We start from the raw sequence: 12,311 nt of genomic DNA on the forward strand, positions 1-12,311 counted from the left end.
GGTGAAAATGAATACAATGTTTTTGTTAATGGCCGAATATGGGTCTGCTACGGTTCCACTCAGCCAGGTGTGCGAAAAGTATTTTGGGCTGAAACCGGCAACAGCTGAAAAACGCGCGGCTATGGGCGAGATACCCATTCCAACCTTCCGGGCGGCAGAGAGCCAAAAGGCACCACGCATGATCCATATTCAAGACCTTGCTAACCACATTGATGCGCAGTTGAAGAAAGGCCGCGACCTCCTGGAACAGATGAAAAGTGGCAGTTAGTGATACTGTAACTCAGATTCCGGATACCGCCCATTATGCTGTATCCGGTTTTATTTTGGCATCAACAAGCACCCCAATAGAACCCCATAGAGATATAAGCATATGATTATTCTACTTATATCAACCATGTTCAACTGGAGCAATATGGGCAAGTTTATGGCCGTTGGCCTGACGGACCTGCTGGAGAGCGCCGGCATGAACGGCGTCCCGGCGTTTGTCGGTCTGGCGCTGCTGTCGGCTTTTCTGTGCATGTTTATCGCCAGCGGCTCGGCCATCTGGTCGATTCTGGCGCCGATCTTCGTGCCGATGTTTATGCTGCTGGGCTTCCACCCGGCGTTTGCGCAGATCCTGTTTCGCATCGCCGATTCATCGGTGCTGCCGCTGGCGCCGGTTTCACCGTTTGTACCGCTGTTTCTCGGTTTTTTACAGCGCTACCGACCCGACGCCCGCCTCGGGACTTACTACTCGCTGGTGCTCCCTTACCCGCTGATTTTTCTCGCCGTCTGGCTGCTGTTGCTGGTGGGCTGGTATCTGGCAGGACTGCCCATCGGCCCTGGCATTTATCCGCGGCTCCCTTAAGCCGTTGAAGCGCCAGGGACGGCTGCTTACTCTTAACGCGGCACCTTCATTTTGACCTTACGGGGGACATCTGCGGCTCCGGCGAAGATGCCGAAAAGCGCGCGATACCCGCGTTCGAGCAACAGCGTGAGGCCGTGGATAACCAGGCCGCTGAAGATCAATACGATTACACCAGTCAGTATATATTGCATAGCCCCACCTCTGAGTTATTAACCGCGCCGCGACGACGCGGTGGCACCTTCCCGGGCGCGCAAAGCGGCGCGGAGGACCGGCGTCGTCAGCTTAAAAGTAGCAAAAACCATGCCCGATAACCCGCCAGGATCGATCCAAAAATAAATCAACGTACAGGCCGCAGGAAGCCGGCCGGGGATACGGGTTTATCTTTTGGGAGTATAGTTGACCGCCGCCGGTGCGTGGTATCGTGCGGCCCTCGTGTACGATGGTGGATGACTGAAACGATGTTGACCTTGCTGCAGGATAAAATGGATACCCCGCTGGGGGCGCTGTGGGTACTCTGCGACGAACAGTTTAATTTACGCGCCGTCGAGTGGGACGAGCACCGCGATCGGATGGAAACCCTGCTCGACGTACACTATCGCCGGGAAGGCTATCAGCGCGTCGACTGCCGCAATCCGGGCGGTCTCAGCAGTAAGCTGAACGACTATTTTGCCGGCGACCTGGCCGTTATCGAGACCCTGCCTACCGCCACCGCCGGCACCCCTTTCCAGCGCCAGGTCTGGCAGGCGTTGCGCGATATCCCCTGCGGCCAGGTGATGCACTACGGTCAGCTGGCCGAAGCGCTCGGTCGTCCCGGCGCGGCGCGCGCGGTGGGGGCCGCCAATGGCGCCAACCCGGTGAGTATTGTGGTGCCTTGCCATCGGGTCATCGGGCGTAACGGTACGATGACCGGCTATGCCGGCGGCGTGCAGCGTAAAGAGTGGCTTCTGCGCCACGAGGGCTATCTGTTGCTTTGACTGAAAATGCCTTTTCTGGAATTTTCAGGTAATTTTACAATCAAATGTGGCTGAATAATCTATTTTTAATCAAGCAGATATCAGCCTGTTTTGATTTCCCCTGCTGATATTACGTGTTTCAGAGCCTGAAGACTTACCTGCTCATCAAAAAGATGTTAAAATTGACCAATATCAATTAAGGCCTGAGCAGACATATGATCCCTGAGAAGCGAATTATTCGACGCATTCAGTCTGGCGGTTGTGCTATCCATTGTCAGGATTGCAGTATCAGCCAGCTCTGCATCCCCTTTACTCTGAACGAGCACGAGCTTGATCAGCTGGATAATATTATCGAGCGGAAAAAGCCCATCCAGAAAGGTCAAACCTTGTTCAAAGCCGGTGATGAGCTGAAATCGTTGTATGCCATTCGCTCCGGGACCATCAAAAGCTACACCATCACCGAGCAAGGCGATGAGCAGATTACCGGCTTCCACCTGGCGGGCGATCTGGTGGGCTTTGACGCCATCGGCACCGGCCTGCACCCGAGCTTCGCCCAGGCGCTGGAAACGTCGATGGTATGCGAGATCCCCTTTGAAACCCTCGACGATCTTTCCGGAAAAATGCCGAATCTGCGTCAGCAGATGATGCGTCTGATGAGCGGTGAGATCAAAGGCGACCAGGATATGATCCTGCTGCTTTCCAAAAAGAACGCCGAAGAGCGCCTGGCCGCGTTTATCTATAACCTGTCCCGCCGTTTCGCGCAGCGCGGTTTCTCTCCCCGTGAGTTCCGTCTGACCATGACCCGCGGCGACATTGGCAACTATCTCGGCCTCACCGTCGAAACCATCAGCCGTCTGCTGGGGCGTTTCCAGAAGAGCGGCATGCTGGCGGTGAAAGGCAAATACATCACCATTGAAAACGGCGACCTGCTGGCCCAGCTGGCCGGTCAGGCGCGTAACGTCGCTTAATCTCCGCGCAACACCTGGTCAGGATCGGCAATTTTTTCAGATTTGTTGATCTGACCAGGCTCCTCCCCTGTTTCAATTCATCCATATAGGTTATCTTTTTAATAACTGACGGTAGCTGCAGTTGTAAGGAGACCCTGTATGGCGAAGTATCAGAGCATGCTGGTAGTAATCGATCCTAACCAGGACGACCAGCCGGCACTAAGGCGAGCGGTGTACCTGCACCAACGGATTGGTGGACGCATCAAAGCCTTTTTGCCGATCTATGATTTTTCTTATGAAATGACCACCCTGTTGTCGCCGGATGAACGGACGGCGATGCGTCAGGGCGTCATTGCCCAACGAACGGCCTGGATCCGCGAGCAGGCGAAATTCTATCTTGAATCCGGTGTGCCGATTGACGTGAAGGTGGTGTGGCACAACCGCCCCTTCGAAGCCATTATTCAGGAAGTGATCAGTGAGAAACACGACCTGCTGCTGAAGATGGCCCACCAACACGACAAGCTGGAAGCGGTGATCTTCACCCCGACCGACTGGCATCTGCTGCGTAAGTGCCCTTGCCCGGTCTGGATGGTGAAAGACCAGCCATGGCCAGAAGGCGGTAAAGCGCTGGTCGCCGTCAATCTGGCCAGTGAAGAAAATTATCACAACACCCTCAACGAGAAGCTGGTGCGCGAGACCCTGTCGCTGGCGGAAGAAGTCAACCACACTGAAGTGCACCTTATCGGCGCCTATCCGGTCACCCCGATCAATATCGCGATTGAGCTGCCGGATTTCGATCCCAGCGTCTACAACGACGCCATCCGCGGCCAGCATCTGCTGGCGATGAAAGCCCTGCGGCAGAAGTTTGGCATTGACGAGAAATTCACCCACGTGGAAAAAGGGTTGCCTGAGGAGGTGATCCCGGATCTCGCCGAGCATCTGCAGGCGGGGATCGTGGTGCTGGGTACGGTCGGACGAACCGGCCTCTCCGCGGCGTTCCTTGGCAATACCGCGGAGCAGGTTGTCGACCACCTGCGCTGCGATCTGCTGGTGCTTAAACCAGAGGCCTATCAGACGCCGGTGGAACTGGACGACGACGACGATTAATCTTCCCTTCCGGAACGTTCATCATCCCCCGCCTCGCGGGGGATTTTTTTGCCCGCTTTCCCTCAGGCACAAAAAAGGGCCGCTTGCGGCCCCGTCATGGCATGGCGACCCTGAACGACTCAGTGGATACCCAGACGCCAGGCCAGATCGATCTCTTCTTTCAGCTCCAGCGAGGAGAGCGCCATCAGGTCAGCAAACTCCAGTTCCAGCAGTTTAAGTTTTTTCAGATACTGCGCTGGAGTCATGACGGTGGTGTCGCGGCGTAAGAATTCGATGGCCATCTGCGTTGGGGTTAACTCGGTATCCATAATATCCTCTGTCTGATGTAAGAACCGGAACATTATATCACCTTTTACCGCTTATTTTATGAACAATCCCTGACATCCTTGTGCATATAAAAAAGCCGTCTCACAGGAGACGGCTTATAAACAAACGTTGTAAAACAATAATGTTACATTACAGCGCTTTCAGGATCGCATCGACGCTGGCTTTGGCATCACCGAACAGCATATGGGTGTTCTCTTTAAAGAACAGCGGGTTCTGTACGCCGGCGTAACCGGTGTTCATCGAACGCTTAAAGACCACCACGTTCTGCGCTTTCCACACCTCAAGCACCGGCATGCCGGCGATCGGGCTCTTCGGATCGTCCTGCGCCGCCGGGTTGACGGTATCGTTAGCGCCGATGACCAGCACGGTGTCGGTATCGCTGAAATCATCGTTGATCTCATCCATCTCCAGCACGATGTCGTAAGGCACTTTAGCCTCCGCCAGCAGGACGTTCATATGTCCCGGTAGACGGCCGGCGACCGGGTGAATGCCAAAGCGCACCTTAATGCCGCGCGCCCGCAGCTTCTCGGTAATTTCTGCCACCGGATACTGCGCCTGGGCCACCGCCATACCATAGCCCGGGGTGATGATGACCGAGTGCGAATTTTTCAGCATCTCCGCCGTCTCTTCGGCGCTAATTTCACGGTGCTCGCCCACTTCTTCATCGCCGCCGCTGGAGGAACCATCGGTGCCGAAGCCGCCGGCGATCACGCTGATAAAGGAGCGGTTCATCGCCTTACACATAATGTAAGAGAGGATGGCGCCGGAAGAGCCCACCAGCGCGCCGGTGACGATCAGCAGGTCATTGCTCAGCATAAAGCCCGCCGCCGCCGCCGCCCAGCCCGAGTAGGAGTTGAGCATCGAGACCACCACCGGCATGTCCGCGCCGCCGATGGAGGCCACCAGGTGCCAGCCGAAGGCCAGCGCGATCGCGGTCATCACCAGCAGGCACAGGACCTGGGTGCCGGTGCTATCGGAGCGCACAAAAATCACCATCAGGATGAAGGAAACCACCAGCGCCGCCAGGTTAAGCTTATGGCGATTAGGCAGCATCAGCGGTTTGGAGGAGATCTTGCCGCGCAGTTTACCAAACGCCACTACCGAACCGGTGAAGGTCACCGCGCCGATGAAGATGCCGAGGAACACTTCGGTCAAATGGATATTGACCAGAATCTGCTCCATGCCGGTTTCATGCTGCAGGTAGCTGTTAAACCCTACCAGCACCGCCGCCAGGCCCACGAAGCTGTGCAGGATGGCCACCAGCTCCGGCATCTCGGTCATTTCGACCTTCTTCGCCAGACGAATACCGATTGCCCCACCGATCACCATCGCGAGGATAATCCAGCCGACGTTGCCGGCGTCCGGACCCAGAATAGTGGCGATCAGGGCGATGGCCATCCCGGCGATGCCGAAATAGTTGCCCTGCTGCGAGGTTTCGTGTTTCGACAGACCCGCCAGGCTGAAAATAAACAGGATTGCAGCAACAATGTATGCAGCTGTAACTAATCCACCAGACATGTGCTACCCCTTATCCTTTGCGAAACATTTTCAGCATGCGCTGAGTCACGGTAAAACCACCGAAAATATTAATGCTGGCGATCAGTACCGCGATAAAGCTCAGGAAGCTGACCCAGCCGCCGTGGCCTATCTGCAGCAACGCGCCAACCACGATAATGCCCGAAATGGCGTTCGTCACCGACATCAGCGGCGTATGCAGCGCATGGGAGACATTCCATACCACGTAGTAACCCACCACGCAGGCCAGCGCGAAGACAGTGAAATGGCCGAGGAACTCTTTAGGCGCCACGTTGGCCAGCCAGCCGAAGAGAATAATCGCCAGCGCTATCAGCGCATATTTGCGCCACGGCGACGCCGGTTTCACCTCTTCTTTCGGCGCTTCCACTTTTTTCGCCGCGGCCTGCGGCTGAGCGGAGACCTGAATCGGCGGCGCCGGCCAGGTGATTTCGCCTTCACGCACCACGGTCACGCCGCGCACCACCACGTCATCGAAATCGATGACGATATTGCCGTCTTTCTCTTTGCACAGCAGCTTCAGCAGGTTCACCAGGTTGGTGCCGTAGAGCTGGGAGGACTGGGTCGGCAGACGGCCTGGCAGGTCGGTATAACCGATAATTTTCACGCCGTTGGCGGTGGTCACCACTTCGCCCGGCACGGTGTACTCGCAGTTGCCGCCGTTTTGCGAGGCGAGATCGACCACCACGCTGCCCGACTTCATGGCGTCAACCATTTCCCGGGTGATCAGCTTCGGCGCCGGCTTGCCCGGAATTAACGCCGTGGTGACGATAATATCGACCTCTTTCGCCTGGGCGGCGAATAGCGCCATTTCGGCCTGAATAAAGGCCTCGGACATCACCTTGGCATAGCCGTCGCCGCTGCCCGCTTCCTCTTTAAAATCCAGTTCGAGGAATTCGGCGCCCATACTCTGCACCTGCTCCTTCACTTCCGGACGGGTATCGAAGGCGCGAACAATCGCCCCCAGGCTGTTGGCGGCGCCAATCGCCGCCAGACCGGCCACCCCGGCACCGATAACCATCACCTTGGCGGGCGGAACTTTGCCTGCCGCGGTAATCTGCCCGGTAAAGAAACGGCCGAATTCATGGGCCGCTTCAACGATAGCGCGGTACCCGGCGATATTGGCCATTGAGCTGAGCGCATCCAGCGACTGGGCGCGGGAGATACGCGGCACCGAATCCATCGCCATCACGTTGATATTGCGGGCCGCCAGTTTTTCCATCAGCTGCGGATTTTGCGCCGGCCAGATAAAACTAATCAGCGTGGTTCCTGGATTCAACAGGGCAATTTCATCGTCATTCGGAGCATTGACCTTGAGGATGACATCAGACTGCCACACCTCGTCGCCGGTCACGATCTCAGCCCCCGCCTGGGCGAAGGCCTCATCGTCAAAGCTGGCCAGCTTCCCGGCGCCGCTTTCTACCGCGACGCTAAAGCCGAGTTTGAGCAACTGCTCAACGGTCTTCGGCGTGGCGGCGGCCCGGGTCTCCTGGGCTAGCCTTTCTTGTGGTACACCAATACGCATAGTTTTCCCTTCCATCGGTTTTTGATGATGGTTTACTTTTCTGACCAACAACGACAGGACGGCAAAATCGTCCTCGCCGTCTTTCGCTGTCTGCAAAATGAAACAGTAACAAACTTTTTATAACCTACTGAAAATAGCGATTGTGATCTACAGCGATAAAACAGAAATTTTGATTTTATTGCTTATTGTCAGCACAGATGGTTCCGGGCAGCAATATTTACCTGAATTTGCCTTTCAGGCCTGATAATCCGCTTATCCAGTGGTATAAAACGCCATTTATCGCCATTGAGATCATTGTATTAACATTACATTAACTAATAAAAGTGGTATCGATTATCGTTTTTGCTGGTCAAGCGGCTGTTTTTTCAACATATCGAAAAATGTTATCTTTCCGTCGTATACGATTCGGGCGGCAAGCAAAAAATGACGCAGACAGTCACGGCGATTAAATGCAATAATCAAACGTTTTCAGTCAACAACAACACCAGTATATGGTTTGCGCAAGGCAAAGGATTATTTTTATGAAGCTTAAAAACACCCTCCTGGCGTCTGCTCTCCTGACAACCGCCACGTTGTCTGCCCACGCAGCGACCGAGTTGACCCCGGAGCAGGCGGCTGCGCTGAAGCCCTACGATCGCGTTGTCGTCACAGGCCGGTTTAATGCCATTGGCGACGCGGTGCAAGCGGTATCGCGCAAAGCTGACAAAGACGGCGCGGCCTCATTCTATGTTGTCGACACGTCGGATTACGGCAATGGCGGCAACTGGCGCGTCACGGCTGACCTCTATAAAGACGACGCGCCGAAAGCGGATGCGCCGAAAAATCGCATCATCAATGGCGTGATGGAGCTGCCGAAAGATCAGGCCGTTGAGCTGATGCCTTACGACACCGTCACCGTCCAGGGCTTCTATCGCAGTCAGCCGGAAGTGAACGACGCCATCACCAAAGCGGCCAAAGCGAAAGGCGCCTATGCGTTCTTCATCGTCCGCCAGGTGGACGCCAACCAGGGCGGCAACCAGCGCATTACCGCCTATATCTACAAAAAAGATGCGGAGAAACGCGTTCTGCAGAGCCCGGACGCTATCCCGGCTGATTCTGAAGCCGGCCGCGCGGCGTTGGCCAAAGGCGGCGAAGCGGCGAAAAACGTCGAAATCCCGGGCGTCGCCACCACCGCGGCGGTTGGCTCCGGCACCGGTGTAGGTCGTTTCTTCGAGACCCAGTCGTCGAAAGGCGGGCGTTACACTGTCACGCTGCCGGACGGCACCAAAGTTGAAGAAGTGAACAAAGTGACCGCGGCGCAAATGGTGCCGTTCGATAACATCAAGTTCACCGGCAACTATGGCAACATGACGGAAATCTCTTATCAGACGGCGAAACGCGCGGCGAAGAAAGGGGCGAAGTACTACCACATTACCCGCCAGTGGCAGGAACGCGGCGGCAACATCACCATCAGCGCCGATTTGTACAAATAATCGCTGCTGACTGGCTAAAAAGGCGGCGCATCGCCGCCTTTTCATTTTTTTTCATCCCCCGCCATTGCATGGCCCCCGGACACTCCGTAAAATCCCGCGCCTTAGCGCAATCCTCCATTTTTATGCGATTTCGCAAAATAAATATTCTGGAACAGCCATTTTCACCTCGGGAATGCAATGGAAAAGAAACTGGGCCTGAGCGCCCTGACCGCCCTGGTCCTTAGCTCAATGCTCGGCGCTGGCGTATTCAGTTTGCCGCAAAATATGGCGGCCGTGGCCAGCCCTTCCGCTCTGCTCATCGGCTGGGCGATCACCGGCGTCGGGATCCTGTTCCTCGCCTTCGCGATGCTGCTGTTGACCCGTATTCGCCCCGACCTCGACGGCGGGATCTTCACCTACGCCCGTGAAGGGTTCGGCGAGCTGATCGGCTTCTGTTCCGCGTGGGGCTACTGGCTGTGCGCGGTGATTGCCAATGTCTCTTATCTGGTGATCGTCTTTTCGGCGCTCAGTTTCTTCACCGATACCCCTGAGCTGCGCCTGTTTGGCGATGGCAACACCTGGCAGTCGATCGTCGGCGCTTCAGTTCTGCTGTGGGTAGTCCACTTTCTGGTCCTGCGTGGGGTGCAGACGGCGGCGGGGATTAACCTGGTCGCGACCCTCGCCAAGCTGTTGCCGCTGGGGGCGTTTGTCGCCCTCGCCGCCCTGGCCTTTCAGCTGGATACGTTCCGCCTCGATTTCAGCGGCCTGGCGCTGGACGTACCGGTGTGGGAGCAGGTTAAAAACACGATGCTGATCACTCTGTGGGTGTTCATCGGCGTCGAAGGCGCGGTCGTGGTCTCCGCACGCGCGCGTCACAAGCGCGACGTTGGGCGCGCGACGCTGCTAGCGGTGCTTTCGGCCCTCGCGGTGTATCTGCTGGTCACCTTGCTGTCGCTGGGTGTGGTGCCGCGTAGCGAACTGGCCGAAATGCGCAACCCGTCGATGGCGGGACTGATGGTCAGACTGATGGGCTCGTGGGGTGAAATTGTGATTGCCGCCGGGCTTATTGTGTCGGTGTGCGGCGCCTATCTCAGCTGGACCATCATGGCCGCCGAAGTGCCTTACCTCGCAGCCACCCACAAAGCCTTCCCGCGCCTGTTCGCCCGTCAGAACCGCAACAACGCCCCCTCCGCTTCGCTGTGGCTGACCAATATCAGCGTTCAGGCGTCGCTGGTTTTGATCTGGCTGACCGGTTCGGACTACGGCACCCTGCTGACTATTGCGTCAGAGATGATCCTCGTGCCCTATCTGCTGGTCGGCGCCTTTTTGCTGAAAATCGCCACGCGTCCGCTGCATCAAGCGGTGGGTATCGGCGCCTGCATTTATGGCTTATGGTTATTATACGCGTCGGGACCTGTGCATTTGCTGTTGTCGGTGGTACTTTACGCTCCGGGTCTTCTGGTCTTTTTGTACGCCCGGCGTACGCACCAGCACGATCGTTCGCTCAAACGCCGCGAATTGGCGCTAATTGGTTTATTGCTGGTTGCCGCTGTGCCGGCAACGTGGATGCTGGTGGGGTAAGCGGTCGCCCTGCCGCCTAAATCAAAGGAGATACCCATGGCTGAACTACAGCCCCGCCCGGTTCTGATCACAGGAGGAGGCCGCCGCATCGGCCTCGCGCTGGCGCACCATTTTCTGCAGCAACACCAGCCGGTCATCGTCAGCTATCGCACGCCCTATCCGGCGATCGATGACCTGCGCCAGGCAGGCGCTCTCTGTCTGCAGGCCGACTTCAGCAGCGATGACGGCATTCTGACCTTTGCCGAAGCGGTTAAATCGCATACCAGCGGCCTGCGGGCCATCATCCACAACGCCAGTGACTGGATGGCGGAGAAGCCGGGAGTACCGCTCAGCACGGTGATCAACCGCATGATGCAGATCCACGTCCATGCCCCCTATCTGCTCAACCACGCGCTGGAAGAACTCCTGCGCGGTCACGGCCATGCCGCCAGCGACATTATCCATATCACCGATTACGTGGTGGAGCGCGGGAGCGATAAACATATCGCCTACGCCGCCAGCAAGGCCGCGCTGGACAACATGACCCGCTCCTTCGCCCGCAAGCTGGCGCCGGAGATCAAAGTCAACGCTATAGCCCCGTCGCTGATCATGTTCAATGAAGGTGACGACGAGGCCTATCGTCAGCAGGCGCTGGATAAATCGCTGATGAAAATCGCCCCGGGCGAGAAAGAGATCAGCGACCTTATCGACTATCTGTTTACCAGCCGCTACGTGACCGGCCGGTCATACGCCGTCGACGGCGGTCGCCCTCTGCGTTAGTGGAAGCGGCTCCAGCCAACAATCAACAGCCAGGCACACAGCCCCCAGCACCCCACTGCGCCTGCCAGCGCTAACGGCAGGCGCATGATGCCGGTGAAGTACCACAGCGACAGCAGATAGATAAAATAGGGAACGATCGACCACATGCCGAACACGATAGTGGCGCGCAGGGCTTCAATACCACGCTCGCTGGCAACAATATAGTGGGCGATGAGCGCAAAGGTGGGAAACAGCGGAATAAGCCCGGCGATGGCGTAGTTTTTGGTTTTCGCCAGCACGCCAATCAGCACCACCACCAGCGCGCCCAGCAGCCCTTTGATTAACAGCCCCATGTCCTTATGCCTTAACAATGAATCAACAAGTTAGCGCAGCATAGCGGAATTAGCGCTGTTTATAAAACAGGAATGGCGGGTAAAATAGCCGCGGTGTATGTTACTTCTTTTACTGATGTGCAATAGACATGAATAAAATCGTTTTTGTTGAGGATGATCCTGAGGTAGGAGCGCTGATCGCCGCCTATCTCGGCAAGCATGATATGGAGGTGGTGGTCGAGCCTCGCGGCGACCGCGCAGAGGAAGTGATCGCGCGGGAGAAACCGGACCTCGTGCTGCTGGACATTATGCTGCCCGGCAAGGACGGAATGACCCTCTGTCGCGATCTGCGTGGGCAATGGCAAGGGCCGATTGTTCTGCTGACCTCGCTCGACAGCGATATGAACCATATCCTCTCCCTGGAGATGGGCGCCAGCGATTATATCCTGAAGACCACACCGCCGGCGGTGCTGCTGGCGCGACTGCGTCTGCATTTGCGCCAGCATATCGCCCCGGCGGGTACAGGCGCGCCTTCGACGCTGACCCCGCATAAGACCATCTCCTTTGGCTCACTGACCATTGACCCGGTCAACCGCCAGGTGCTGCTCGGCGGAGAAAGCGTCGCCCTGTCCACCGCCGATTTCGACCTGCTGTGGGAGCTGGCCACCCACGCCGGGCAGATTATGGACCGCGACGCCTTGCTGAAAAATTTACGCGGCGTCACCTACGACGGGATGGATCGCAGCGTTGACGTCGCTATCTCGCGCCTGCGCAAAAAACTGCTCGATAACGCCACCGAACCCTACCGGATTAAGACGGTACGCAACAAAGGCTACCTCTTCGCCCCCCACGCCTGGGATAACTGAGCGGTCCGTCTGCGGCCCTGAAAGGGGCCCGTTTCACCGCCTGTTCCCCGGCGGCAAGCGCATCACATTTTTCCGCCGCCTTCGCGCTGGCTGACCGCCGCCCA

General features: G+C 56.9%; 13 protein-coding genes and 1 pseudogene. 9 read left to right on the forward strand and 5 right to left on the reverse strand.

Annotated elements, in window-relative coordinates; translation table 11 throughout:
- The first annotated feature begins 7 nt into the window (after positions 1–7).
- Positions 8–268: a pyocin activator PrtN family protein gene (locus GT756_RS00275; RefSeq protein WP_016530209.1), complete on the forward strand. Its 261-nt coding sequence runs from the start codon at positions 8–10 to the stop codon at positions 266–268.
- A gap of 76 nt (positions 269–344) precedes the next feature.
- Positions 345–847, forward strand: a pseudogene (locus GT756_RS00280) (AbgT family transporter); the annotation flags it as partial.
- A gap of 32 nt (positions 848–879) precedes the next feature.
- Here the strand turns inward: GT756_RS00280 and GT756_RS00285 are convergent.
- Complete coding sequence (locus tag GT756_RS00285) at positions 880–1,038, reverse strand: hypothetical protein (RefSeq protein ID WP_032455956.1); 159 nt, start codon at positions 1,036–1,038, stop codon at positions 880–882.
- 267 nt (positions 1,039–1,305) lie between these two features.
- Here GT756_RS00285 and ogt point away from each other — a divergent pair, with 267 nt between their 5' ends.
- The 3 genes from ogt to uspE all read left to right on the forward strand — a co-directional run bounded on the left by ogt (position 1,306) and on the right by uspE (position 3,854).
- On the forward strand, positions 1,306–1,821 hold the full coding sequence (ogt, locus tag GT756_RS00290; protein ID WP_004887029.1) for a methylated-DNA--[protein]-cysteine S-methyltransferase: 516 nt from the start codon (positions 1,306–1,308) through the stop codon (positions 1,819–1,821).
- 194 nt (positions 1,822–2,015) lie between these two features.
- Positions 2,016–2,768 carry a fumarate/nitrate reduction transcriptional regulator Fnr gene (fnr, locus tag GT756_RS00295; protein ID WP_004887031.1) on the forward strand — a complete coding sequence of 251 codons (753 nt, stop codon included), beginning with the start codon at positions 2,016–2,018 and terminating at the stop codon, positions 2,766–2,768.
- 138 nt (positions 2,769–2,906) lie between these two features.
- On the forward strand, positions 2,907–3,854 hold the full coding sequence (gene uspE / locus GT756_RS00300; protein WP_064187281.1) for a universal stress protein UspE: 948 nt from the start codon (positions 2,907–2,909) through the stop codon (positions 3,852–3,854).
- Positions 3,855–3,973: 119 nt separating this feature from the next.
- Here the strand turns inward: uspE and GT756_RS00305 are convergent, their stop codons facing one another.
- From GT756_RS00305 to pntA, 3 genes are all read right to left on the reverse strand, one after another.
- On the reverse strand, positions 3,974–4,162 hold the full coding sequence (locus tag GT756_RS00305; protein WP_004887037.1) for a YdiH family protein: 189 nt from the start codon (positions 4,160–4,162) through the stop codon (positions 3,974–3,976).
- Between the two features lie 148 nt (positions 4,163–4,310).
- A complete protein-coding gene (gene pntB, locus GT756_RS00310; RefSeq protein WP_004887040.1) occupies positions 4,311–5,699 on the reverse strand; it encodes a Re/Si-specific NAD(P)(+) transhydrogenase subunit beta in 1,389 nt (462 codons plus the stop codon).
- 10 nt (positions 5,700–5,709) lie between these two features.
- Positions 5,710–7,239 (reverse strand): Re/Si-specific NAD(P)(+) transhydrogenase subunit alpha, encoded by a 1,530-nt coding sequence (pntA, locus tag GT756_RS00315; protein WP_023318147.1) that lies wholly within the window; start codon positions 7,237–7,239, stop codon positions 5,710–5,712.
- 521 nt (positions 7,240–7,760) lie between these two features.
- On the opposite strand from pntA, the gene ydgH reads away from it, so the two are divergent.
- The 3 genes from ydgH (at position 7,761) to folM (ending at position 11,030) form a co-directional block, all read left to right on the forward strand.
- A complete protein-coding gene (gene ydgH / locus GT756_RS00320) occupies positions 7,761–8,711 on the forward strand; it encodes a DUF1471 family protein YdgH (protein ID WP_004887044.1) in 951 nt (316 codons plus the stop codon).
- A 177-nt stretch (positions 8,712–8,888) separates the two neighbouring features.
- Positions 8,889–10,271 carry an amino acid permease gene (locus GT756_RS00325; RefSeq protein WP_108450472.1) on the forward strand — a complete coding sequence of 461 codons (1,383 nt, stop codon included), beginning with the start codon at positions 8,889–8,891 and terminating at the stop codon, positions 10,269–10,271.
- Between the two features lie 36 nt (positions 10,272–10,307).
- A complete protein-coding gene (gene folM / locus GT756_RS00330; protein ID WP_004887050.1) occupies positions 10,308–11,030 on the forward strand; it encodes a dihydromonapterin reductase in 723 nt (240 codons plus the stop codon).
- On the opposite strand, the gene GT756_RS00335 is transcribed toward folM, so the two are convergent.
- The gene (locus tag GT756_RS00335; RefSeq protein ID WP_004887053.1) at positions 11,027–11,362 is read right to left on the reverse strand and encodes a GlpM family protein; all 336 of its coding nucleotides are present in this window, start codon (positions 11,360–11,362) and stop codon (positions 11,027–11,029) included. The two genes, folM and GT756_RS00335, sit on opposite strands and share 4 nt — an antisense overlap.
- Before the next feature lie 128 nt (positions 11,363–11,490).
- Between GT756_RS00335 and rstA the strand changes: the two genes are divergently transcribed.
- Positions 11,491–12,207: a two-component system response regulator RstA gene (gene rstA, locus GT756_RS00340; protein ID WP_017898700.1), complete on the forward strand. Its 717-nt coding sequence runs from the start codon at positions 11,491–11,493 to the stop codon at positions 12,205–12,207.
- The last annotated feature ends 104 nt before the right edge of the window (positions 12,208–12,311 follow it).

Source organism: Klebsiella sp. Q2 (assembly GCF_009900705.1).
Classification (GTDB): Bacteria; Pseudomonadota; Gammaproteobacteria; order Enterobacterales; family Enterobacteriaceae; genus Klebsiella; species Klebsiella quasipneumoniae.